This is a genomic window from Arenimonas sp., from assembly GCF_044348765.1.
Taxonomy (GTDB): domain Bacteria; phylum Pseudomonadota; class Gammaproteobacteria; order Xanthomonadales; family Xanthomonadaceae; genus Arenimonas.
This window is the reverse complement of the sequence record NZ_JBIKSE010000011.1, coordinates 17242-40503: the sequence shown is the minus strand read 5'-3', so window position 1 is coordinate 40503 and position 23262 is coordinate 17242. Positions and strand designations below refer to the sequence as shown.

The window sequence follows — 23262 nt, the reverse complement described above, 5'->3', positions numbered from 1 at the left end:
TTGCTGGATTTTGCAGCAGTACTGAATCGGCATCCGGGATGCGCTGCAGCCAATAGGTGCTTGATTGCTTTTCGGCGCTTATACCCACCGAATTCCAATCCGGCTCCAGTGGCATGTATGCCCATGCCAATGACGTGATGACCATCAGGCTAGCAGCAAGGATAGATCGCAGCATAGATATCATCAAGCCCCCATCATTTGGAAAATACGCGCCAACAGCAGGCCTCCGCCGGTTCCCAGAAGATAACCGAGCATGGCCAGCAGCACGCCGACCGGTGCCAAAACGGGCGCATAGCTTGCTGCAAGTAATGGTGCTGAAGCTACGCCACCGATATTGGCCAGGGAGGCGATACCGCACAGGGCTAGGTCGAATTTAAACAGTCGGGCCGCCGCAAGCATCAGCAGGGCGTGAATCGCCAGAACCAAGAATCCACAGAAGAGGTAAAAGGGGGCTTGGCTCATACCGGAAAAATCGGCACCGGAAGCCAAAGCGGCCACGACTATGGCAAGCAATGCGTTGGAAACCACCATTGATCCTGCCAGTCGTCGCAAAGGGGTGAACGAAGCAGCCAGCCCCAAGGCCGTGGCCAACAACATGGTCCAGGAGCTGGTACTGAGCACTTCAGAGGCCGGGAGTAGGGCGGCAAGGCTCTTGGCAAGGTTGCCCACAACAAGTCCAAGACCGAGCCAGAGCAGAATAAGACCGCTATCCAGCGGCTTAGCATCCGCAATTCGCCTTGGATTGTGTGCATCTAGACGATCTGCCATGACCACGGAACGGTTCCATTGGTTGAAATGGGATTGCAAGGGCACACTGGCAAAAAGAATCAATACCCAGACGGCATAGCAGATGGCATCGGTCATCAGCGCATTGGCCATCGACTCCGGACGGATACCGACAGCCTGGGATACCGCCACCATATTGGCGGTACCGCCGATCCACCCGCCGGAAACCGAGGACAGTACCTGCCACGAATCCGAGGGCAGCCAATTGCGGAGCAGGACAAATGCCGCGAGAAAAGCCAACAGGATGGAAATCGTGGCGCACATGAAGCCCAGCAGAATCCGCGGTCCCAGTGCGAGTATCGCTTTGATGTCGCAGTTGACCAGCAGCAGGAACATCAATGCCGGTAGCAGCCAATCAAGAATCTGTTTGCGTGCCACGGTCATTTCGGTATCCATCTGCCAGAAACCCGCAACGGACAACGCGGTCACTGCTAGATAGGTCAGGACGATGGGCGGCAGAACGCTGAAAATTCGCCAACCCATACGTTTTTCGAAGAACGGGAAAATGCCAGCACAGATCAGAAGCAGGCCGACGTAGGCCCAAGCATTTTGTATCATCGGATCGGCCCATTGGCGCTTTTGCATTGCATAGCTAACAGTATAATCAGAAAGCCATCCCACAAAGGTCCAACTGATGAAATCCGCTCCCGGCATTTGCTTGTGGTACCTTCTAGCCGCAACCGACGCTTTCGGGGCCGGCCCCTTGGTCGATATCCGGTCGTACTCTCCGGTCATCGCATTGGATATCCGCTATGCCACGGCAATGAACTTCACCGGAAAACCGGTCGCTGGATATCAGTCGGCGAAGTGCCTGTTGCATGAACCAGCAGCGCGGGCATTGGCTGCCGCCGAAGTCGATTTGCGGGGTAGGGGGCTCGGCCTGATTGTTTATGATTGTTACCGACCTCAGCGCGCCGTCGCTGAATTCATGGCCTGGTCCAAAGCGCCCGATGATCCGATCAGCAAAGCCATCTATTATCCGGATCTCGATAAATCGAGCCTGGTACCGAATTACATCGCTGAGAAGTCGGGCCACAGCAAGGGCGCCACGGCGGATGTCGGCTTGCTGGATTGCCGTTCGGCACCATGCCGGCCGCTGGACATGGGAGTACCCTTCGACTTTTTCGGAACGCAGGCCAACACCGATTGGGCCGGTGCCAGCCCGGAGCAAAGGCAGGCGCGCCAACAACTCTTGCAGGTGATGGCTGCACACGGCTTTGTCAATTATCCGCTGGAGTGGTGGCATTACACCTGGAAGGCTGGTCCTCTGCCGGATGAGGCCTATGATTTTCCGGTCGAGTAATGCTGCAGCTCGTCGGATTCGATGAGGTACAGGCCTTGACGGTCCGATAAGACGGCCTCATGCATCACAGCGGCAACGGCGCTCGTCTGCACCGGCCGGTATTTCGCCGGAATCAGGCGCCCCAGATGCCTGGCAAGCCATAATCCGATTTCCTCGCCATAGCGACGTTCCGGGCGTGGTCCGCCATCCAACAAGGACGGGCGAACAAGGGTTAAGGCCTCGAAATTCATAGACATCAGACCTGCTTCGGCTTGGCCTTTGACTTTCAGATAGAAGTTCCGGGATCGTTCGTCCGCGCCCAGCGAGGAGTTCAGCACGAAACGCGCGCAACCGGCATCCCGTAACAATCGTGCGCTAGTCAAAACATAACCCGCATCGACCTTTCTGAAAGCTTTTTTGCTGCCCGCCAGATTGATGGTCGTTCCCAGCGCACAAACAGCGGTATCAACAGCCCACCAATCGGCTGCAGTCAAGTGTTCGAAATCAACGACAGGATTGAACAGCTTGGGATGCGTGGCTATAGGACGTCGTGTCGGCGCGATAACCCGGGATATTCGTGAATCGCACAGCGCCAGTTTCAAGGACTGTGAACCGACCAGACCGGTCGCGCCGAGAATGAGCAGGGTGAAGTTTGGAGCAGGTGTTTGCATAGATACAGTTTAGGGGTTATCTCAGGAAACATTACTGGCAGACCGATCCTATCTTACATAATATACATTATGCGAAGTAATGAGTGGCTTTATCGCTGGCATATGATCCGCATCAGGAACTTACGGGCTGCCTGCCCCGACTAGGGATCCGCACATGCGGCATGCTGGATCTGCCTGCATGCGCGTTTCATGAATCGACATAGTGAGCAGATTTAAATGCAACAAGCGCCCAGAAAGCGAATCGCCGATGCCGAGAATGTACTTTAGGGCTTCCGTAGCTTGCAAAATACCAATGACCCCCGGTGCCACGCCAAGAACGCCTGCCTCGGTGCAGTTCGGTGCATCAACAGCATCCGCTGGTTGAGGGAACAGGCAGCGATAACAGAGGCCTCTGGAATCAGGCGCCGAGGCGTTGAATACGCTGACCTGTCCTTCGAATCGATGGACGGCACCATAGACCCATGGGATTCCCTGCCGTGTGCAAGCATCCGAGATGGCATATCTTGTATCGAAATTATCAGATCCATCAATGACTAAATCAACATTATTAATGTAAGTACTGATGTTTTCTGCGGAGATACGATCAATATGGATTTCAACGTTAATTGAAGGATTTAAATCATCTAATGCATTTTTTGCCGATTTAACCTTGAACTCACCGATATTTCCGTTTTTATGCAAAATTTGCCGCTGTAGATTACTTAAATCAACCCGATCATCGTCCACAATGACCAGATGCCCAACACCGGCTGCCGCAAGATAGAACGCACAAGCTGAGCCCAGACCACCTGCCCCGACGAGCAAAACGCGGGCATGACTCAGTTTCTGCTGCCCTTCCCGCCCGACATTGGGAAGAATCATCTGTCGGGCGTACCGGCGGTCGAAATCCGATGCTTGATATGCACTTACTGGCAAACCAGCCGCAATCCAGGCCTGGGAGCCGCCCGAAACCGAGAAAAGATTCGTGTAGCCTTGCCGGCCGAGCTCGGCCGCACAGGATTCCGAACGTTTACCCCCGGCACAGATCAAAATGACAGGCTCATCAAACGATACGAGATGATGGCAAGCTTGGGCCTGCAGCTCAGCCATGGTTACGGGTTTAGCGCCCTGCGCGATGCCAGCGGCCCATTCATGGGGCTCTCGGATGTCAATGAGAAGACGTCCATCGACGTTCATGTCGCAAGCCTGCGCCGGTGAAATGATGGTAACCGGCATAGCCTTATTTATTCCGTTTATGGTGCCGAATTAGCCGCTTGCGTTTTTCGAGCTGACGGTCGGTCAATACGTTTTTCTTGCCTTCATAGGGGTTGTCGCCATCCTTGAAAACAAAACGGATGGGGGTTCCGACCAGTTTGAAACGTTTCCGGAAGAAGTTTTCAAGATAGCGGCGGTAACTGTCTGGAAGGGTTTTCAGGCGGTTGCCGTGAACGATGAAGGTCGGTGGATTGGTATCGCCGGGATGGCCGTATTTCATTTTGGCAACGTGGCCGCGTACGACGGGTGGCGGGAATGCCGCATAGGCGATTTCGATGGCTTTGGTGACTTCCGCCGTGCTGAATTGGCGGGTTGCGCTGTCATAGGCCTTGTGAATGGCTTTGAACAGCTCAGCCATACCGGTACCATGTTTAGCGGATATGGTCACAATCGGGGCCCAGGTACAGAACGAGAGTTTACGTTCGAGCAGGGACTTGGTTTGCTCACGCTGGTAGTTGCTCTGGTTATCCCACTTGTTTACGGCAATCACCAATGCCCTTCCCGCTTCAAGAACATGGCCAAGCACCGTTGCGTCCTGTTCGGTAACGCCTTCGCCGGCATCCAGCATCACTACAGCAACCTGGCAGTCTTGGATGGACTGTAGTGTCTTGAATACGGAGAATTTCTCGACCGCCTCCTCGATTTTGCCACGACGGCGCAAACCGGCAGTATCGATCAGACGGTAATCCCGGCCATCGCGCTCCAGATTGACCGAAATGGAATCCCGGGTCGTGCCCGGAACATCCGAAGCGATCACCCGTTCTTCGCCGAGCAGACGGTTGACCAAGGTGGACTTACCGACATTGGGGCGCCCAATAAAGGCCAGACGCAATGCCCCGTCGTCCTCCAGCGGGACCTCAGGCTGATGTACCGGCAGCAACTTGCCGAGCAACTCTAGCAGCTCAGGTACGCCGCGCTGATGGGCAGCGGACATCGGCAGAACATGGCTGAACCCGAATTTGGCGAAATCATGGATGGCGTCTTCGGTATTCTTGCCGTCGGTCTTATTGATACCTAATACCATCGGTTTGCCGAGCTTCCGCAAGCCGGCGAGAATATCAAAGTCCAGAACTTCTGGGCCTGATTTGGCATCCACGACGAAAACGATGACCGCCGCTTCGGCTGCGGCCATCCAGCTTTGCTTTGCCGTTGCACCGGCCAGGCCTTGGTCATCACCGGATAAACCGCCGGTATCACAGACAATGAATGGATGCTCGGGATTCAGGCGGCAGATGCCGTAGTGACGGTCACGGGTGACACCCGGCTCATCATGCACAAGCGCATCACGAGTGCGTGTCAGACCATTGAACAAAGTGGACTTCCCCACATTTGGGCGCCCAACCAGTGCCACCATATCCAGCATGCTTATTGGGCCAGACTGAACGCGGACAATTGACCGTCGACGTTCTGAATGAACAGGATGCCATCGTCGGAAACAACCGGACTGCCGCGTACGGCGCCACCAACTTTTACTCTGCCCTTGATGTCGCCGCTTGCCGAATCCAGCCAGTGCACATATCCTTCGGCATCGGCAACGACAACATAGGCACCCTGCACGACCGGCGTGGTAACGCTGCGGCGCAAGAGAGAACTTTGTTTCCACAGGTCGGAACCGCTATTGCGGTCGAGCGCCCACAGGTTACTGTCACGGTCACCAACGATGATACGGTCAGAAAGCATCGCAACGCCGGCATATCCGCCGATTTCACGGACCCAAATGGGCTGGCCATTGTTGATGGCGATTGCCATCGTGGAATTATGGTAAGAACTGGCGAAAACTTCACGATCACCGACCTGGATTTCCCCATCAATATCGGACATCCGGTCCAGTTCGGTACGGCCATCGGGTTTGGCAATCAATTGTTCCCAGACGCGCTGGCCATCCTGTTGACGCAAGGCGATCAGGGTGCCATCTTCATAACCTATGAAAATCAGGCCGGGCCCGAGAACCGGCGAACTGTTCCCGCGCACGCTCAGCGAAGGCAGCCCGCGGTCGAATTGCCAGCGTTTTTCACCCGTTGATAAATCCAGACCGAACACCTTGCCGTCATTGGCGCGCACGATTACGGTATCGAAAGTGATTAGCGGTGCGCTGATGACAGACGAGCTGACCATTGTTTTCCACAGTATCGAGCCATCCGCGGCATTGAATGCGAAAACTTCGCCGTTACGCCCGCCCAAAGCCACCAGTCCGGAATACACCGCAGGGCCTCCGGTCAATGCAAATGGCTGTGTGGGTTTCTGCCAGAATTTCCAGCCTCCGGATGCGGCTTCTTTGTTCGGAGACGCTTTCCATTTAATTTTTCCGGTGACTTTATCGACCGCAACCAGCTGATTTGCGGAGTCGGCGGCATAAACAGTATCCCCATCCACGATCGGTTTCTGGCGGATGGCTAGTTCGGCTTCGCCCTGTCCGACCGAAATGGACCAAAGTTTACGGATTGCAATCGGATTTTCGATATCGGTCAGCGCAGCAGGAGCGGTTGCCTTTTCCTTGTCTGACTTGAAGATTCCGGTGACAGTCGAACAGGCCTGCAGCAGTAGCAATGCGGCGCAGAGTACGATCAGTTTGCGAAGCATCAGCGGATCTCCTTGGGTTTATCGGCGTTTCCACCGGCATCAGTCAGTTTCAATTCAATCAGTCCACGCGATCCGGCATCGGCACTGAGTTTCTGCAATGCCTCCCGGTAGTAATCCGCGGCAGTCTCGGGCTTTCCGGAAGACATAGCCAGGTCGCCTTTAAGCTCTGCCAATGATGCCGGGTAGGCCACAGCATTGATGGCGTCTGCGGCTTTTCCGGCTTCTGCCGTCTTGCCCTGCGAGAGAAGAAGTTGGGCTTTACGGATTTCAACTAATTCGCGGTTTTGATCATTCAGAGCCACGGAGGCGGCTTTGTCCAAAGCCCCTGCGGCTAAATCGTATTTGCCGAGATCAGCGTTGATTCTTGATAGACGCAAGGCGGCCAGAAAAGCGAAGTCTGAATCAGCATAATTGGCGATGATGGCTTCGCCCAACACCAGGGCTTTGGCATAATCAGGCTTATTGATGGCCTGAACGAAAGTATGGTATTGACTTCCGGCTTCCTGGGACTGCTGAGCCTGACGGCCCTGCCACCAGTGCCAGCCGCTGATAGCAGCGATGATCAAAAGAATTCCGGTGAGCAGATTTGAGCCGTTCTGAACAAGCCATTGTTTGACGCGCTCGCTCTGTTCGTGTTCGTCGTATTGGTCGGACATAAGATTGATTATTCGTTTGAGGTGTTCGGGGTCGAAATGGAAACAGTAGCAGTTGGTTTTCCATCTTCGGAGAGAGTGAAGCGAGCCACTTCGTCGCGGATCAATGGCGAAATGTCGAGCTTGGTGCCATCAAGGCTGATTTCCGCGCTACTGGCATTGCCCACGGTGATTTTACCGATCCTGGCAGAATCCTGACGGAATTCAGCGCTTCCAGTGAGTGTCCCGCTGAAAAGAATCGAGTCATCCCTGCCCCGCACTTCCACCCAGCTCTCCTTGTTGCTGCGTATCAGTATCTCCGCGATTTGTGCAGGGACAGCTGCCAGTATTGGTTCGGCATTCGGCACAGCTATTTCGCTCGCGCTTTGTCCATCAATCGAAACGGCAGCTTGAATTGCCTGATTATCGGAAGTTACGGCATTATCGACCAGGGAGTTCAAAGACAGGGGCTCGGAAGCAGGCTGTCGTAGGCCCAGGTAAGCGACAAGCGATCCTAGTGCTATCAGGCTGATAGCAGCCAACAACCATTTTGGTGAACGCCGTGCCGGCTTAATTTTTTCCGAAGTAATGGCTTTGAGAGGAGGAGCGCTGTTCATCCCCGGGATTTCATTGCGGATGTCCTCGCTCAATCTCAGAAGCTTGATGTAGCTAGTGATGTAACTCTTGGCATAAATAGGTGCGCCGAGCTTCTGCCACTCTTCGTGCTCTATGGCTTCAATCAGATGGGTTCCGAACTTAAGCGCCTTTGCAGCATCTTCGACAGTCAGCTCCATGAGCTCGCGTTTAGCCCGGAAGGTCATACCGATCGGCTCTCGGAACAGTGGGTTTTGAATGGGATTCATGGGCTCAGTTTATCCGAGTGATGCTGTCGATGTGCGATTTCTGTTTGAATTCGGCCTGGCGACGGGTTTTATCCATCACCTGCCCTTTAAGCTGGCCGCAGGCAGCGTCGATGTCGTCACCTCGTGTTCTCCTGACCATGGTTAGGACCCCGGCGTCAAGCAAAAGTTTCTGGAAATCGCGGATACGAGCCTCCTCCGAGCGTTCGAATCGGGTTCCCGCGAAGGGGTTGAATGGAATGAGATTGACCTTTGCAGTGTTGGTGCGTTGGACCTTGGCATCAATCCGCCGCATCAGCTTTGCCAGCGCGCGCGCGTGTTCGGGGAGATCGTTCACACCCTGCATCATGGTGTACTCGAAAGTAATCGATGTTCTGGGCTTGCGCATGGCATAACGAACGCAGGCATCCAGTAATTCATCAATCGGATATTTCTTGTTCAGTGGAACCAGCTCGGTCCGCAGCTCATTCGTAGGCGCATGCAGTGAAACTGCCAGCGAAACATCACTGACCTCAGACAGGCGGTCGATCATCGGAACCAGTCCTGCGGTCGACAGGGTCACCCGCTTATTGGCCAGACCAAAGCCGTAATCATCACGCATGATATTCATCGCCCGGACCACATTCTCGAAGTTCAGCAGCGGCTCGCCCATACCCATCATGACCACGTTGGTGAGTTTGCGTTGCTTGTGGGGCACATTACCCAGATGCTTGGCGGCAACCCAGACCTGACCGATGATTTCAGCCGTGCTGAGGTTGCGGTTGAATCCCTGGGTCGCCGTTGAGCAGAACTGGCAGTTAAGGCCGCAGCCGACCTGGCTGGATACGCACAGCGTACCTCTGCCCTTGTCGGGTATGAACACCGCTTCGATGGCATTAGCCTGATCCATGCCGAGCAGCCACTTGTGGGTACCGTCGGCGGAGGGTTTATCTAGGATCACGGGCGGCGGCATGACCACCGCACGTGCTTCCAGTTTTGCCCGAAGTTCTTTGCCGAGATCGCTCATTTCGGCAAAATCGCAGACATGACGATGATAAATCCACTTCATCACCTGATGTGCGCGGAAACGCTTCTCGCCGAGATCATCAGCAAAAAAGCGCTCCAGACCGTCACGGTCAAGGTCGAGCAGATTGACTTTGGTCACGTCGCCCATGATTCAGCGCGCGCTGACTTCCGTAGCCGCGAAGAAATAGGCGATTTCAATGGCGGCGTTCTCGAGGCTATCGGAGCCATGCACGGCATTGGCATCGATTGACTCTGCGAAATCGGCACGGATGGTACCCGGGGCGGCGTCTTTTGGATTGGTGGCGCCCATCAGTTCGCGGTTCTTGAGAACGGCATTCTCGCCTTCCAGAACCTGGATCATGACCGGTCCCGAAATCATGAATTCAACCAATGCGTTGAAGAATGGACGCTCGCGGTGAACGGCATAAAAGCCTTCGGCTTCTCGGCGGGAAAGGTGCTTCATTTTGGCGGCGACGACTTTCAGACCATTGCCTTCAAAACGGCTGTAAATCTGGCCGATGACGTTTTTGGCGACCGCGTCGGGTTTGATAATGGAAATGGTACGTTGGATGGCCATGGAGGTACTCCGAGTTTAGGGGATTGGGAAAGCGTCTATTTTAGCATTTTTTAGCCTTGAGCGCCGCTTAATCCAGACATCTTTCAATGGAAATTCAAGCATCTACCGCACAGACTTGACCCATGAGTCGTACAAGCATACGATTGAAACAATCGTTTAATTCGATTACGGGAAAGGCATGACGAACCATTTCAATACCAAAGAACGCATCCTGCATGCGGCTGAAGACCTTTTCGCGCAGCACGGTTTTGCCGGAACCTCACTGCGTCAGGTGACATCGAGGGCGGATGTCAATATTGCGGCCGTCAATTACCACTTCGGATCCAAGGAAAACTTGGTGCATGAAGTGTTCAAGCACCGCATGGATGAAATGAGTGAAAAACGGCTGAGCGCGCTTTCCGAAACCGTTGCCAGAGACCCAGCCGATCTGCATGGCATTCTTCTGGCATTTATCCAGCCCGCACTGGCATTGACTCTGGACCGTCACGGTGCGTCATTCGTGCGGGTACTTGCACGGGCCTATGCCGAGAAAAACGACGGATTAAGGAACTTCCTCTCCGAGAACTACGGCCAGGTCCTGCGGGAGTTCGCCAAAGCCATGGCCGTCTGTCTGCCGCAACTGAGCAAGGAAGAACTTTACTGGCGCATGGACTTCACCGCAGGTGCCCTGACCTATGCCATGGCCGACTTCGGTCTGATCCGGCGCCAGCCCGGCATGACCGAAAAAGCCCACTGCGAGAAAGCCGCACAACACCTTATAGCCTTTGCACAAGCCGGCCTTCGAGCCTGAAAACTGGAGTATTCCGATGTCGAATTACCGCTTCAAGAAAGTCGCCGTACTCGGTGCCGGTGTCATGGGTGCCCAGATTGCCGCCCATCTGGCCAACGCCGGTGTACCGGTCATCCTGTTCGATCTTCCCGCCGAGGGCCCGGATAAAAATGCCGTGGTTGGCAAAGCCTTGGCCAATCTGGGCAAGCTCTCGCCCGCTCCGTTGGCCAGTAAATCATTGGCGCAGCAGATTGAGCCCGCCAACTATGATCAACATCTGGATAAATTGACGGGCTGTGATTTGATTATAGAGGCGATTGCCGAGCGCATTGACTGGAAGAAGTCGCTCTACGCCAAGATCCTAGCCAATGTCGGTCCGCATGCCATTTTGGCCTCCAATACTTCCGGGCTCTCCATCAATGCGCTGTCTGAAGTACTGGACGAATCGCTGCATCACCGCTTCTGCGGCGTTCATTTCTTCAATCCGCCTCGCTACATGCATCTGGTGGAGCTCATTCCCTGTGCCAAAACCGATTCTGCGGTTCTGACCGCGCTGGAAGCCTTCCTGGTCAGTACGCTCGGCAAAGGCGTGGTCACCGCCAAAGACACCCCGAATTTCATTGCCAACCGTATCGGCGTTTTTTCAATTCTCTCGACCCTGTATCACACCAGTCAATTCAACATGGGTTTCGACGAGGTGGATGCCTTGACCGGCCCGCTGATTGGCCGCCCGAAATCAGCGACTTACCGGACCTGTGATGTCGTTGGGCTCGACACCATGGCGCTCACCATCAAAACCATGGCCGATACACTACCTACGGACCCGTGGCACCCCCACTTCACCATACCCGATTTCCTGCAGATGCTGATTGACGCCAAGGCCCTGGGACAGAAAACCGGAGCGGGTATTTTCAAAAAAGTCGGCAAGGAAATCCATGTGCTGGATTTGGCCAGCTCGCAGTACCGCCCGAGCGCAGGACAAGTCGCTTCGGAAGTTCTCGCCATCCTCAAAGATCGCAATCCGAAAACCAAATTCAAAGCACTTCGCGCCTGCGCGCACCCTCAGGCACAATTTCTGTGGTCCTGTTTCCGCGATCTCTTCCACTACTGCGCTTTTCATCTGGCCGATATCGCCGCTACTGCCCGAGAACTGGATTTCGCCATCCGCTGGGGCTACGGCTGGAATCTGGGCCCGCTTGAACTTTGGCAGGCTGCTGACTGGAAACAGGTCGCGATCTGGATTAACGAAGATATTGCCGCCGGCAAGAGCATGAGTCAGGCTCCGCTTCCTGCTTGGGTAGCTGCCATCGATGGCGTACATGGAGGCGACGGCAGCTTCAGCGCCGCCCAAGGCCGCGCCCTGCCCCGCTCTGCAAATCCGGTATATGCCCGTCAACGTTTCCCGGATCCGTTGTTGGCTGAAACCTTCGCCCCGGGCGAAACGGTATTCGAAGACGATTCGGTCCGTCTGTGGCACGACGGTGACGGCATCGGCGTACTCAGCTTCAAATCTAAGATGAATACTGTCGGCGATGGTGTGCTGGCCGGCATTCAAAAAGCTATCGATATCGCTGAACAGCAGTTCCAGGGACTTGTGGTTTGGCAGACCAAGGAGCCGTTTTCCGCCGGCGCCGATTTGTCAGGTGTTTTGGCCTCCCTGCAGGAAGGTCGCATTGCAGATTTCAGCGCCATGATTGGCCAGTTCCAGGCTACCAGCATGCGCATCAAATACGCGCAGATCCCGGTCGTTGCTGCGGTGCGCGGCATGGCGCTCGGCGGTGGATGCGAGTTCCAGATGCACGCTGCCCGTTCGGTCTTCGCCCTGGAAAGCTACATCGGTCTAGTTGAGGCCGGTGTCGGCCTCTTGCCGGCCGGCGGCGGTCTTAAGGAAATCGCAACACGTGTGGGGCTGAATCCACCGAATGGCGACGTCCATGCCGGTCTGAAGCCCTATTTCGAAGCAGTCGCTCTGGGCAAGGTTTCCGGATCCGCGCTGGAAGCCAAAGAGCTTAAATTGGCGCGCGAAGGCGATGTCGTCGTATTCAACGCCTATGAACTCCTGCATGTGGCCAAGGCCCAAGCCCGTGCGATGGCTGAATCCGCTTACCGTCCGCCGGTGGCTCCGAAATCCATACCTGTTGCAGGATCCATAGGTATCGCCACATTCAGAATGATGCTGACCAATATGCATGCCGGCGGGTTCATCTCCGACCATGATTTGGAAGTGTCTACCCGCATTGCAACCGTCCTGTGCGGTGGCGACGTCGATCGTGGCACTCTTGTCAACGAACAGTGGCTGCTGGATCTCGAACGCGAACATTTCGTTGCGCTGGCGCTCATGCCGAAAACCCAGGAACGCATTGCTTATATGCTTAAAAACGGTAAACCGCTGCGCAACTAATCAGGACCCCTCCATGAAAAATATCCAAGAAGCCTATATCGTCGCCGCGACCCGAACCCCGGTGGCCAAAGCTCCGCGCGGCGCATTCAAAAACGTACACCCCGCAGACATGCTGGCTCACTGCCTCCGCCAGCTCGTGGCCCAGGCTCCGAGCATCGATCCGGAGCGCATCGATGACGTCATTGTCGGTTGCGCCATGCCCGAGGGCGAGCAAGGCATGAACGTCGCTCGTATCGGCGCGCTACTGGCCGGCTTGCCACAGTCAGTTTCGGCACAGACTATCAACCGCTTCTGCTCCTCGGGATTGCAGGCAGTGGCATTGGCTGCTGACCGAATTCGATTGGGCGAAGCCGATCTGATGATTGCCGCCGGCACCGAATCGATGAGCATGGTGCCGATGATGGGCAATAAGATCGCCATGGCGCCCTCGGTTTTCGAGAACGACCATATCGCCATCGCCTACGGCATGGGTATTACCGCCGAAAACGTGGCCGCACAGTGGAATGTCTCGCGCGAAGACCAGGATGCTTTCGCATTCGCATCCCACCAGAAAGCCATGGCTGCCATGCAGGCAGGTTATTTCAATACTGAAATATCGCCTTATGATGTGCTCGGAAAATCGGCTGATCTGGCTGGATCCCGCATCATTACCCGTAATCAAATCTTGGTCAATGATGAGGGTCCGCGTGCCGACACCAGCCTTGAAGGACTCGCCAAACTCAAGCCGGTATTCAAAGTACGCGGTTCGGTCACGGCAGGCAACAGCTCGCAGATGTCGGACGGTGCCGGTGCCGTGCTCCTGGCATCTGCCCGGGCCGTCAAGGATTATGGATTGACCCCCATTGCCCGTTTTGTCAGCTTTTCGGTTGCTGGCGTCGCACCGGAAATCATGGGAATCGGCCCGATTGCCGCGATTCCAAAAGCACTCAAACAGGCCGGTCTGAATCCGGATCAATTGGATTGGATCGAATTGAATGAGGCCTTTGCCGCTCAAGCACTCGCCGTCATCCGTGACTGCAAACTGGATGCATCCAAGGTCAACCCCTGTGGCGGTGCCATTGCGCTCGGCCACCCCTTGGGTGCCACCGGTGCCATTCGTACCGCCACCATCGTGCACGGCATGCAGCGCACCAAAGCCAAATACGGCATGGTTACCATGTGTATCGGTACCGGCATGGGTGCGGCAGGGATTTTCGAGTCCCTGTAAGTACACTCGGAAATTCAAAAAAAAACACCGCTTAGCGGTGTTTTTTTTCTGCTGGGAACGATACGATCAATGATGATGACCGCCCTCGCCGTGCACATGTCCGTGTGCCTTTTCTTCCTCAGTGGCATCACGCACGTTCACGATTTCAACCGCAAAAAAAAGCTTCTTTCCGGCCAGCGGATGATTGCCATCCACGGTCACGGTCGTTGCATCAACAGCGGTGACGGTGACGGTCATGCCGCCCTGCGGGGTCTGCGCCTGGAACTGCATGCCCGTCTCGATGTCCTCGACACCTTGGAAAGCTTCACGCGGCACCTGCTGCACCATGAAGTCATGGTGTTCACCATAGCCTTCGGCAGCGGCGACTTCGACATCGAGCTTGTCGCCGGCCTGCTTGCCGACAAGGGCATTTTCCAGGCCCGGAACAATCTGTCCGAGACCGTGCAGATAAGTCAGCGGCGACTGGCCTGCCGAGCTGTCGATGACCTGGCCGTCTTTGTCAGTCAGGGTGTAATGGAAGCTGACCACGCTGTTTTCGCTGATTTGCATAAATAAAAATTCCTAGAACGATTGAAAAAAAACCCCGACGTGTCGGGGTTTTCAGTAAGACGCGGGCGTCTTTTATTACTCAGGATTCACTTCGTCGGCTTGCATGCCTTTTTGGCCTTTCACGAGCTTGAAGCTCACTTTTTGGCCTTCTTTCAGCGATTTGAAGCCATTGCCCTGGATCGAGCGGAAGTGCACGAACACATCTTCGCCGCTTTCCGGGGTGATGAAGCCGAAGCCTTTGGCGTCATTGAACCACTTGACGGTACCGATTTGACGATCTGACATAGTATTACTCCTAGATAAAACGAGAAAAACCCACCCGAAAGTAGGACTGTTTTGCTAGGAATACCGCAATGTAACGATGAAGCGGACCACAAAATCTACCGCACCGGGCCACAAGCCATGTTGGCCCTAAGCAAAATCAGTAAAGGCACTATACAGCAAGACGCAAGCAAATTCCAATAAATATCTGATTTTCTTTGGAGTTGATCCGAATCAAGACCGTGGGTTCAGCAAAAGTCGTATCATATGCGCATAGATGGCTTGGAATTTTCTCCGGTTTTTAACGCTATCTTATTGATTGGAATATCTTTAATGAATTTACCCTACATCAAGGAAGCGGTGCTTGACGTCCGGCATTGGACTGAACAGTACTTCAGCTTCACGGTTGCGCGCGACGACGGCTTCCGCTTCGATAACGGGCAATTCGTGATGATCGGGCTGGAAGTCGATGGCAAGCCTCTGGTCCGTGCCTATTCGATCGCCAGCGCCAATTGGGAAGAACATCTGGAGTTCTTCAGTATCAAAGTACCGAATGGTCCATTGACCTCCCGACTGCAGCATATTCAGCCGGGCGACGGCCTGTTGATCAGCCGAAAACCGACAGGAACGCTTTTAATCAGCGACGTGCATCCCGGAAAAGTGCTTTATTTGCTTTCAACCGGAACCGGCCTCGCTCCTTTTCTGGCCATCGTCAAAGATCCAGAAACTTATGAGCGTTTCGAACACGTGGTGGTCGTGCATGGTGTGCGTCACGTCAAGGATCTTGCCTATGCCGATTATTTCAAGAATGAATTGCCGCGCCATGAATACCTCGGCGAGCAAATCAGCCATCAGTTTCATTACGTCCCGGTGGTCTCGCGTGAACCATTTGCCTTGCACGGCCGTGCCACTACCTTGCTCGAGAACGGAGAGATTCCGCGTTTCCTCGGTCTGCCCGAGCTCAATCCGGAAACCGACCGAGCGATGATCTGCGGCAGCCCCGGCATGCTGGCTGATTTCCGCCGAATCCTGGACGCCCGAGGATTCGTCGCTTCCAGCAAGATAGGACAGGCCGGCCATTACGTGTTCGAACGCGCCTTCGTCGAGAAATAAGCACCAAAAACAGGCCGTAATCGGGCATAATATTGGGCTGACGAAGTCCCATTCCGTCTGCCTTTCCCCCTATTCAGGAGCCTCCCATGTCCGACTCCTTCGCCACGCGCGATCACCTGACCGTCAACGGCCAGACTTATACCATTTTCAGCCTGGATAAGCTTGGCCAGCGCTACGACATCAGCAAGCTTCCCTACTCGATGAAGATCCTTCTTGAGAATCTTTTGCGGTGCGAAGACGGGGTTTCGGTAACCAAAGCCTCGATTGAAGCCGTCGCCCAGTGGGATGCCAAGCAGGAACCAGATACCGAAATCGCTTTCATGCCGGCACGAGTGGTGCTCCAGGATTTCACCGGAGTGCCTTGCGTGGTGGATCTTGCCGCCATGCGCGATGCCGTGGTCAAGCTCGGCGGTTCCGCATCCAACATCAATCCCTTGATTCCCTCTGAACTGGTTATTGATCATTCAGTACAAGTCGACTCCTTCGGTAAGGCCAGTTCGCTGGATGAAAACGGCCGGATTGAATTCTCCCGCAATGGGGAACGCTACAGCTTCCTGCGCTGGGGCCAGAAAGCCTTCAATAATTTCAAAGTGGTGCCACCGAATACTGGTATCGTGCATCAAGTCAATCTCGAAAATCTCGCACGTGTGGTGATGGAACGTGACATCGACGGCACCCTGTATGCCTTTCCGGACAGCGTATTCGGTACCGATTCACACACCACCATGATCAACGGTATCGGCGTTCTCGGCTGGGGTGTCGGTGGTATCGAAGCCGAGGCTGCGATGCTCGGTCAGCCGAGCTCGATGCTGATTCCGCAGGTGGTCGGTTTCAAACTGACCGGAAAACTGCCGGAAGGCGCGACCGCCACCGATTTGGTATTGACGGTAACCCAGATGCTGCGCAAGCATGGCGTGGTCGGCAAGTTTGTCGAATTCTTCGGCGACGGCCTGAACCATCTGCCCTTGGCCGACCGCGCCACCATCGCCAACATGGCGCCAGAGTACGGTGCGACCTGCGGCATCTTTCCGATTGATGCCGAAGCCCTGAATTACCTGCGCCTGTCCGGCCGAGAAGAAACACTGATCAATCTGGTTGAGGCCTATGCCAAGGCCCAAGGCTTGTGGCGAACCGATGCCGAAGCCGAATACAGCGCGGTTCTACATCTGGACATGGGCGAAGTCAAACCGTCCCTGGCCGGCCCGAAACGTCCGCAGGACCGTGTGCTGCTGACCGAGATGAAACAGAACTACAGCGATAATCTGGTCGCCCTGACCGCCAACCGCAAACCGAAAAACGGCGATGTCGCGAAGTTCGAGAACGAGGGTGGCGATGTCACTGCAGCGCTGGGTACGGTCCAGACCCAAATCAACGGTCAGTCGGTGGAAATGAAGGACGGCGCCGTAGTCATTGCCGCCATCACCTCCTGTACCAACACCTCGAATCCGGCAGTGATGTTGGGAGCCGGCTTGCTTGCTCGCAAAGCCGCGGCCCGTGGCCTGAAGCCTGCACCCTGGGTGAAAACCTCACTCGGACCGGGTTCCTTGGTGGTCACCGATTACCTGAAAAAAGCCGATGTCCTGAAAGATCTTGAAGCCATGGGTTTTTTCGTCGTCGGCTACGGCTGTACTACCTGTATCGGTAACTCCGGTCCGCTGCCGGTCGAGGTCAGCGCTGCTATTGCCGCCGGTGACCTCACGGTTGCTTCGGTACTTTCGGGTAACCGCAATTTCGAAGGCCGCGTGCACGCCGAAGTGAAGATGAATTACCTGGCTTCGCCGCCGCTGGTAGTCGCCTATGCGCTCGCCGGAACGGTCAATATCGACCTGAGCCGCGAGCCGCTCGGCAGGGATGCTGCCGGCAATGACGTCTATCTTAAGGATATCTGGCCCAGCAACCAGGAAATCAGCGATGCCATCGCCACCTCGATCGGTCCTGATATGTTCAAGAAGAACTACGCCGATGTGTTCAAGGGCGATTCCCGCTGGAACCAGATTGCTTCGCCCGAGGGCGAGATATTTGCCTGGAGCGGTGATTCAACCTACATCAAGAATCCGCCCTACTTCGATGGTATGAGCATGGCCATCGGCAGCATCGAGGACATCCATGGCGCGCGCTTACTCGGACTGTTCGGCGATTCGATCACTACCGACCATATCTCACCCGCCGGCAACATCAAGGCCAGCTCGCCGGCAGGCCAATTCCTGCAAAGCCGTGGTGTCACACCGGCCGACTTTAACTCCTATGGCTCGCGTCGCGGAAACGATGATGTCATGGTGCGCGGCACTTTCGCCAATATCCGCATCAAGAACCTGATGCTTGGTGGTGAAGAGGGCGGAAATACTATTCATTACCCGTCCAATCAAAAGTTGGCGATTTATGATGCCGCCATGCGTTACAAGACCGAAGGTGTTCCGCTTGTGGTCATCGCTGGCAAGGAATACGGTACCGGGTCCTCCCGCGACTGGGCTGCCAAGGGCACCACTCTTCTAGGTATTAAAGCCGTGATCGCCGAAAGCTTCGAGCGCATCCACCGATCGAATTTGGTCGGTATGGGTGTATTGCCGCTGCAGTTTCTGGAAGGTGAGAATGCCGCCAGCCATGGACTTAACGGTGATGAAAGCTTCGACATCACTGGTCTCAGAGACGGTGCCGGTAAAATTGCCGATGTGGTCGCTACCGCAACCGATGGTTGCGTCAAGCGCTTCCGGGCCAAAGTACTGTTGTTGACCCCGAAAGAGGTCGAATACTTCCGCCATGGCGGCATTTTGCATTATGTACTGCGTCAGCTGGCCTCGCGCAAGGCTGTTTAATCCATGTGAAATCATGATGAAAAAAGCGGCCAATGCCGCTTTTTTCATGTGAGCGGGCTTGTCAGCATTTAGAGCTTATGCTCAAATGAGCTGACCCACCGCTAAAGATTAAACCCATGAGCATGAATCGTCCTTGGCTTGACAGCTACGCCCCTGATGTTCCCCATGACATCGACATCAGCGAGTTCCCATCAATTGTTTCCGTGCTCGAAAAGGCGATTTCAAAATTTGCCGATCGACCCGCCTTTAGCAACTTCGGTAAGACGATCAGCTACCGCGAAGTCGATGAACTCAGCGCGCATTTTGCCAACTACCTCATACACGAGCTGAGGCTGAAAAAGGGCGAACGTGTCGCCATTATGCTGCCGAACATACTGCAATATCCCATCGCCATTTTCGGCGTTCTCCGTGCAGGCCTGACCGTGGTAAACACAAATCCGATGTATACCGCCCGCGAATTGAAGCACCAGCTTAACGATTCCGGAGCAGCCGCATTGCTGGTTTTGGACAATTTCGCCTGTACCGCTGAAGAAGTCCTTCATGAAACTAAAGTGCGGCAGGTCATCACCACTAGTGTCGGGGAGATGCTGGGTCCGAAGGGTCTGATCATCGATTTCGTACTCAACCATGTTAAGCAGGCCGTGCCTGATTACGATCTACCGGACGCTATTCGGTTCCGGAAGGCGCTTGCCAAAGGCGCCAAGCACAAGCTGCCACATGTCAGTATCCAACCCTCTGAAATCGCGTTCCTCCAGTACACCGGAGGCACGACCGGTGTATCCAAGGGCGCTATGCTGAGTCACAGCAATCTGGTTGCCAACATGCAGCAGGCTTCGTCCTGGATCGGAACAAATGCCAAGGAAGGCAGTGAAATCATCATCACTGCCCTGCCGCTCTACCATATCTTCGCTTTGACCGCGAACTGTCTGGTGTTCATGAAATTCGGCGGTCTCAACTACCTGATCACCAATCCGCGCGACATGCCCGGATTCGTCAAAGAGTTGAGAAAAAGCAATTTCACCGCGATTACCGGCGTAAATACCTTATTCAATGGCCTTCTCAACACGCCTGGCTTCGAAAAGCTCGATTTCAGTCGCGTGCATCTGGCTCTCGGCGGCGGCATGGCTGTGCAGAAAGCCGTAGCAGAGAAATGGAAGAATGTCACCGGAGTCACGCTGATTGAGGCCTATGGCCTTACCGAGACTTCACCCGCCTGCTGCATGAATCCGCTTGATCTCAAGGAATTCAACGGGGCCATCGGGCTGCCGATTTCAAGCACGCACTGCTGCATCAAGGATGATGACGGCAACATCCTGCCGCAGGGTGAAATCGGTGAGCTTTGTGTGATAGGCCCGCAGGTCATGCAGGGTTATTGGCAACGCCCGGATGAGACGGCAAAAGTGATTGATGCCGAAGGTTGGTTGCACACCGGTGACATCGCCAAGATGGACGATAAGGGCTTTTTTTACATCGTCGATCGCAAGAAAGACATGATTTTAGTGTCCGGCTTCAATGTGTTCCCCAATGAAATCGAGGACGTTATTGCTGCCATGCCGGGCATTCTTGAGGTGGCTGCAGTAGGTGTGCCGGATGAGAAATCCGGTGAAGCCGTGAAAGTCGTGGTAGTCCGCAAAGACCAGTCGATTACCGCTGATGATATTAAGCACTATTGCCGTGAATACCTGACCGGCTATAAACAGCCGAAAGTCGTCGAGTTCCGTACTGAGCTTCCGAAAACTAACGTCGGCAAGATTCTCCGCCGCGAACTACGTGATAGTGCCTAATACTAACAATGCCGAGCATTAAAAAAGGGCGCTATTGCGCCCTTTTCTTTTAGTCATTAACCGGACGCATATACGGGAATAGCAATACATCGCGGATGGAGGCGGATCCGGTCAGCATCATAACTAACCTGTCGATACCGACACCGAGACCGCCAGTGGGTGGCAGGCCGACTTCCAGCGCGCGGATGTAATCAGCATCGAAGTGCATGGCTTCGTCGTCACCGCCGTCCTTCTGGTTGACCTGCTCGGCGAAACGCGCAGCCTGATCTTCGGAGTCGTTCAGCTCGGAAAAGCCATTGGCGATTTCCTTGCCGCCGATGAACAGCTCGAATCGGTCGGTCAGACCGGAATCGTTGTCGTTAGCACGGGCCAGTGGACTGATTTCGGTCGGGTGCTGGGTGATGAAGGTCGGCTGGACCAACGTGTGCTCGACGGTTTTCTCGAACACCTCAAGCAGTAACTTGCCCCATCCGTAGGACGGCTTGTAACGTACCCCGAGCGCCTCGCAATGCCGGCGCATGGCAGCAATATCTCGGATATCCGCCGATGATATCTGTGGATTAAGCTCGAGCACGGCATCGGTCATGGTCCAGCGCCTGAAGGGTTTCGAGAGGTCGATGTCGGCGCCGTCCCAGTGTGTTTGCATGGCTGGTAGTACTTTTTCAGCTGCCGCTCGGATCATGCCCTCGGTCAGATCCATGATCTCATTGTAGGTGGCATAGGCCTCGTATAACTCGAGCATGGTGAATTCCGGATTATGGCGGGTGGACACGCCTTCATTACGGAAGTTCCGATTGATCTCATAGATGCGCTCAAGACCGCCAACAGTCAGGCGTTTTAGATATAATTCAGGTGCCACGCGCAGATACAGATCGAGACCGAGCGTATTGTGATGGGTCATGAACGGTTTGGCGGTTGCGCCACCCGGAATGTAATGCATCATCGGCGTCTCTACTTCCAGGAATCGCCTTGCGTCCAGCCAATTGCGCAGTGCGGAAATGATCTGGGATCTTTTGATGAAGACATCGCGTGCTTCAGGGGTGACGATCAAGTCGACGTAACGCTGACGGTAACGCTGTTCGACATCGGACAGGCCATGCCATTTGTCCGGCAACGGGCGCAATGACTTGGTCAACAATCTCAGACTTTTGCCCTTGACGGACAGTTCGCCGGTCTTGGTGCGGGTGAGTACGCCGGCGACACCGATGATGTCGCCGACATCCCAGTGCTTGAAGGATTCATAAACCTCGCCTAAGTCGGCGCCCGAGAGATAGAGCTGGATGCGGCCGGTCATGTCCTGTAACTGGGCGAAACTGGCTTTACCCATGACGCGCTTGGCCATCAGCCGGCCGGCAATCTGGACTGCGCGGTCATGCTCCTGCAGGGCTTCGGTGCTCCAGCGGTCCTTGTCGGTATATTCCGCCTGGAGATCGGCAGCATAATCGGCACGAATGAAATCATTTGGGTAGGCAATGCCCTGCTCGCGCAGCGCTCGGAGTTTCGCGCGGCGTTCGGCAATGAGCTGGTTTTCGTCCTGCGGCTGTTCGATGCTGTTCTCGTTCATGCGATTCCCTGAATCAGTTATTGCGGCTGGCACCGGCGGTGAGACCGGCTTTCAGGCTTGCTTCGACGAATTCGTCGAGGTCGCCATCGAGGACTTTCTGGGTGTCGGTACGTTCGATGCCGGTTCGTAGATCCTTGATTCGACTCTGATCCAGCACATAGCTGCGGATCTGGCTGCCCCATCCGATATCGGACTTGGTGGCTTCCAATGCATCTTTTTCGGAGTTGCGCTTCATCAGCTCAAGTTCGTAGAGCTTGGCTTTCAGCATTTTCATGGCACGGTCGCGGTTTCCATGCTGCGATCGTTCGATCTGACAAGCGACAACGGTATTCGTCGGAATATGGGTTATTCGCACCGCTGACTCGGTTTTGTTGACGTGCTGACCACCCGCGCCCGAAGACCGGTAGACATCGGTACGCAAGTCCGCTGGGTTGATTTCGATTTCGATATTGTCGTCTACTTCCGGGCTGACGAATACCGAGCAGAATGACGTGTGCCGTCGGTTGTCGGAATCGAAAGGCGATTTGCGTACCAGCCGATGTACTCCGATTTCCGTTTTAAGCCAGCCATAGGCATATTCGCCCTCGACCCGGAACGTCGCGCTCTTGATTCCGGCCACATCGCCATCAGAGGCTTCCATCAGTTCGGTCTTCCAGCCACGCGCTTCGCAGAAACGCAGATACATCCGTAGCACGATTTCGGCCCAATCCTGGGCTTCGGTACCACCAGCACCGGACTGGATGTCTATGAAGCAATTGGTATGGTCCTGTTCACCCGAGAACATGCGCCGGAATTCAAGCTTTTCGACGCGACTGGCGATTTTGGCGACATCGGTGGTGACTGATTCGACAATACCCTCGTCATTCTCCATTTCAGCCAGCTCGAGGTATTCAAGGGCTTCAGCCAGGCCATCAAGGGTGCCGCGGATTTCGGATACGGTTTTATCGAGGCCGGCCCGTTCTTTACCGAGCGCCAAAGCCTTTTCCGGCTCATTCCAGATTTGTGGACTTTCCAGCTCGCGATTTACTTCTTCAAGACGCTCGACTTTGTTATCGAAGTCAAAGATACCCCCTGAGCGAGGTAACACGCTCTTGCAAATCGGCGATGCGGTTGCGAATCGGATTCAGTTCCATACAGTGAAAACTTCATGATAA

20 protein-coding genes are annotated in these 23262 nt (G+C 54.9%); 7 read left to right on the top strand and 13 right to left on the bottom strand.

From position 1 onward, the window contains the following. Positions 1 to 183: 183 nt before the first annotated feature. Positions 184 to 1371: a DUF819 domain-containing protein gene (locus tag ACIQ0Q_RS03405; protein WP_395771543.1), complete on the bottom strand. Its 1188-nt coding sequence runs from the start codon at positions 1369 to 1371 to the stop codon at positions 184 to 186. Between the two features lie 49 nt (positions 1372 to 1420). Between ACIQ0Q_RS03405 and ACIQ0Q_RS03400 the strand changes: the two genes are divergently transcribed. Beyond that, positions 1421 to 2089, top strand: a complete 669-nt coding sequence (locus ACIQ0Q_RS03400) for a M15 family metallopeptidase (RefSeq protein WP_395771542.1) — start codon at positions 1421 to 1423, stop codon at positions 2087 to 2089. On the opposite strand, the gene ACIQ0Q_RS03395 is transcribed toward ACIQ0Q_RS03400, so the two are convergent. The 8 genes from ACIQ0Q_RS03395 to ndk all read right to left on the bottom strand — a co-directional run bounded on the left by ACIQ0Q_RS03395 (position 2068) and on the right by ndk (position 9647). Beyond that, positions 2068 to 2739: an NAD-dependent dehydratase gene (locus tag ACIQ0Q_RS03395; RefSeq protein ID WP_395771541.1), complete on the bottom strand. Its 672-nt coding sequence runs from the start codon at positions 2737 to 2739 to the stop codon at positions 2068 to 2070. The genes ACIQ0Q_RS03400 and ACIQ0Q_RS03395 overlap by 22 nt on opposite strands. A gap of 120 nt (positions 2740 to 2859) precedes the next feature. Then, positions 2860 to 3954 carry a molybdopterin-synthase adenylyltransferase MoeB gene (moeB, locus tag ACIQ0Q_RS03390; RefSeq protein WP_395771540.1) on the bottom strand — a complete coding sequence of 365 codons (1095 nt, stop codon included), beginning with the start codon at positions 3952 to 3954 and terminating at the stop codon, positions 2860 to 2862. 4 nt (positions 3955 to 3958) lie between these two features. After that, positions 3959 to 5356, bottom strand: coding sequence for a ribosome biogenesis GTPase Der (gene der, locus ACIQ0Q_RS03385; RefSeq protein ID WP_395771539.1), 1398 nt, complete (start codon positions 5354 to 5356; stop codon positions 3959 to 3961). 2 nt (positions 5357 to 5358) lie between these two features. Beyond that, on the bottom strand, positions 5359 to 6573 hold the full coding sequence (gene bamB, locus ACIQ0Q_RS03380; protein WP_395771538.1) for an outer membrane protein assembly factor BamB: 1215 nt from the start codon (positions 6571 to 6573) through the stop codon (positions 5359 to 5361). Beyond that, positions 6573 to 7229, bottom strand: a complete 657-nt coding sequence (locus ACIQ0Q_RS03375; RefSeq protein ID WP_395771537.1) for a YfgM family protein — start codon at positions 7227 to 7229, stop codon at positions 6573 to 6575. Before ACIQ0Q_RS03375 ends, bamB begins: the two co-directional genes overlap by 1 nt. Positions 7230 to 7237: 8 nt before the next feature. Next, positions 7238 to 8068 (bottom strand): helix-turn-helix domain-containing protein, encoded by an 831-nt coding sequence (locus ACIQ0Q_RS03370; RefSeq protein ID WP_395771536.1) that lies wholly within the window; start codon positions 8066 to 8068, stop codon positions 7238 to 7240. A 4-nt stretch (positions 8069 to 8072) separates the two neighbouring features. Further along, complete coding sequence (rlmN, locus tag ACIQ0Q_RS03365; protein WP_395771535.1) at positions 8073 to 9218, bottom strand: 23S rRNA (adenine(2503)-C(2))-methyltransferase RlmN; 1146 nt, start codon at positions 9216 to 9218, stop codon at positions 8073 to 8075. A 3-nt stretch (positions 9219 to 9221) separates the two neighbouring features. Next, entirely contained in the window at positions 9222 to 9647 is a 426-nt protein-coding gene (gene ndk / locus ACIQ0Q_RS03360; RefSeq protein ID WP_395771534.1) for a nucleoside-diphosphate kinase, read from the bottom strand. 178 nt (positions 9648 to 9825) lie between these two features. On the opposite strand from ndk, the gene ACIQ0Q_RS03355 reads away from it, so the two are divergent. From ACIQ0Q_RS03355 to ACIQ0Q_RS03345, 3 genes are read left to right on the top strand one after another with little or no spacing between them, the layout of a single operon-like run. Continuing rightward, a complete protein-coding gene (locus ACIQ0Q_RS03355) occupies positions 9826 to 10437 on the top strand; it encodes a TetR/AcrR family transcriptional regulator (RefSeq protein ID WP_395771533.1) in 612 nt (203 codons plus the stop codon). 16 nt (positions 10438 to 10453) lie between these two features. Next, complete coding sequence (locus ACIQ0Q_RS03350) at positions 10454 to 12817, top strand: 3-hydroxyacyl-CoA dehydrogenase/enoyl-CoA hydratase family protein (RefSeq protein ID WP_395771532.1); 2364 nt, start codon at positions 10454 to 10456, stop codon at positions 12815 to 12817. A 13-nt stretch (positions 12818 to 12830) separates the two neighbouring features. Then, positions 12831 to 14024: an acetyl-CoA C-acyltransferase gene (locus ACIQ0Q_RS03345; RefSeq protein WP_395771531.1), complete on the top strand. Its 1194-nt coding sequence runs from the start codon at positions 12831 to 12833 to the stop codon at positions 14022 to 14024. A gap of 66 nt (positions 14025 to 14090) precedes the next feature. On the opposite strand, the gene slyD is transcribed toward ACIQ0Q_RS03345, so the two are convergent. After that, on the bottom strand, positions 14091 to 14573 hold the full coding sequence (gene slyD, locus ACIQ0Q_RS03340) for a peptidylprolyl isomerase (protein ID WP_395771530.1): 483 nt from the start codon (positions 14571 to 14573) through the stop codon (positions 14091 to 14093). Positions 14574 to 14648: 75 nt separating this feature from the next. Further along, positions 14649 to 14858, bottom strand: coding sequence for a cold-shock protein (locus tag ACIQ0Q_RS03335; protein WP_297802682.1), 210 nt, complete (start codon positions 14856 to 14858; stop codon positions 14649 to 14651). Positions 14859 to 15167: 309 nt separating this feature from the next. Here ACIQ0Q_RS03335 and ACIQ0Q_RS03330 point away from each other — a divergent pair, with 309 nt between their 5' ends. From ACIQ0Q_RS03330 to ACIQ0Q_RS03320, 3 genes are all read left to right on the top strand, one after another. Then, entirely contained in the window at positions 15168 to 15947 is a 780-nt protein-coding gene (locus tag ACIQ0Q_RS03330; RefSeq protein ID WP_395771529.1) for a ferredoxin--NADP reductase, read from the top strand. A gap of 86 nt (positions 15948 to 16033) precedes the next feature. After that, the gene (gene acnA, locus ACIQ0Q_RS03325) at positions 16034 to 18760 is read left to right on the top strand and encodes an aconitate hydratase AcnA (protein ID WP_395771528.1); all 2727 of its coding nucleotides are present in this window, start codon (positions 16034 to 16036) and stop codon (positions 18758 to 18760) included. A 116-nt stretch (positions 18761 to 18876) separates the two neighbouring features. Then, positions 18877 to 20544 carry an AMP-binding protein gene (locus tag ACIQ0Q_RS03320; protein WP_395771527.1) on the top strand — a complete coding sequence of 556 codons (1668 nt, stop codon included), beginning with the start codon at positions 18877 to 18879 and terminating at the stop codon, positions 20542 to 20544. A 49-nt stretch (positions 20545 to 20593) separates the two neighbouring features. Here the strand turns inward: ACIQ0Q_RS03320 and lysS are convergent, their stop codons facing one another. Together lysS and prfB are read right to left on the bottom strand one after the other, a co-directional pair. Then, positions 20594 to 22108, bottom strand: a complete 1515-nt coding sequence (gene lysS, locus ACIQ0Q_RS03315; RefSeq protein WP_395771526.1) for a lysine--tRNA ligase — start codon at positions 22106 to 22108, stop codon at positions 20594 to 20596. Between the two features lie 13 nt (positions 22109 to 22121). After that, a protein-coding gene (prfB, locus tag ACIQ0Q_RS03310) for a peptide chain release factor 2 (RefSeq protein WP_395771525.1) occupies positions 22122 to 23241 on the bottom strand; the annotation gives its coding sequence in 2 pieces (ribosomal slippage) (positions 22122 to 23168 and positions 23170 to 23241; 1119 coding nt in all). Positions 23242 to 23262: the final 21 nt, after the last annotated feature.

Excerpts from the sequence above, each read along its gene's own strand:
- lysS (WP_395771526.1), bottom strand. The coding sequence starts at position 22,108 with ATGAACGAGAACAGCATCGAACAGCCGCAGGACGAAAACCAGCTCATT.
- ndk (WP_395771534.1), bottom strand. The coding sequence starts at position 9,647 with ATGGCCATCCAACGTACCATTTCCATTATCAAACCCGACGCGGTCGCC.
- rlmN (WP_395771535.1), bottom strand. The coding sequence starts at position 9,218 with ATGGGCGACGTGACCAAAGTCAATCTGCTCGACCTTGACCGTGACGGT.
- moeB (WP_395771540.1), bottom strand. The coding sequence starts at position 3,954 with ATGCCGGTTACCATCATTTCACCGGCGCAGGCTTGCGACATGAACGTC.
- acnA (WP_395771528.1), top strand. The coding sequence starts at position 16,034 with ATGTCCGACTCCTTCGCCACGCGCGATCACCTGACCGTCAACGGCCAG.
- ACIQ0Q_RS03400 (WP_395771542.1), top strand. The coding sequence starts at position 1,421 with ATGAAATCCGCTCCCGGCATTTGCTTGTGGTACCTTCTAGCCGCAACC.
- bamB (WP_395771538.1), bottom strand. The coding sequence starts at position 6,573 with ATGCTTCGCAAACTGATCGTACTCTGCGCCGCATTGCTACTGCTGCAG.
- ACIQ0Q_RS03405 (WP_395771543.1), bottom strand. The coding sequence starts at position 1,371 with ATGCAAAAGCGCCAATGGGCCGATCCGATGATACAAAATGCTTGGGCC.
- ACIQ0Q_RS03335 (WP_297802682.1), bottom strand. The coding sequence starts at position 14,858 with ATGTCAGATCGTCAAATCGGTACCGTCAAGTGGTTCAATGACGCCAAA.
- ACIQ0Q_RS03370 (WP_395771536.1), bottom strand. The coding sequence starts at position 8,068 with ATGAATCCCATTCAAAACCCACTGTTCCGAGAGCCGATCGGTATGACC.
- slyD (WP_395771530.1), bottom strand. The coding sequence starts at position 14,573 with ATGCAAATCAGCGAAAACAGCGTGGTCAGCTTCCATTACACCCTGACT.
- ACIQ0Q_RS03345 (WP_395771531.1), top strand. The coding sequence starts at position 12,831 with ATGAAAAATATCCAAGAAGCCTATATCGTCGCCGCGACCCGAACCCCG.
- der (WP_395771539.1), bottom strand. The coding sequence starts at position 5,356 with ATGCTGGATATGGTGGCACTGGTTGGGCGCCCAAATGTGGGGAAGTCC.
- ACIQ0Q_RS03350 (WP_395771532.1), top strand. The coding sequence starts at position 10,454 with ATGTCGAATTACCGCTTCAAGAAAGTCGCCGTACTCGGTGCCGGTGTC.
- ACIQ0Q_RS03330 (WP_395771529.1), top strand. The coding sequence starts at position 15,168 with ATGAATTTACCCTACATCAAGGAAGCGGTGCTTGACGTCCGGCATTGG.
- ACIQ0Q_RS03355 (WP_395771533.1), top strand. The coding sequence starts at position 9,826 with ATGACGAACCATTTCAATACCAAAGAACGCATCCTGCATGCGGCTGAA.
- ACIQ0Q_RS03375 (WP_395771537.1), bottom strand. The coding sequence starts at position 7,229 with ATGTCCGACCAATACGACGAACACGAACAGAGCGAGCGCGTCAAACAA.
- ACIQ0Q_RS03395 (WP_395771541.1), bottom strand. The coding sequence starts at position 2,739 with ATGCAAACACCTGCTCCAAACTTCACCCTGCTCATTCTCGGCGCGACC.
- ACIQ0Q_RS03320 (WP_395771527.1), top strand. The coding sequence starts at position 18,877 with ATGAGCATGAATCGTCCTTGGCTTGACAGCTACGCCCCTGATGTTCCC.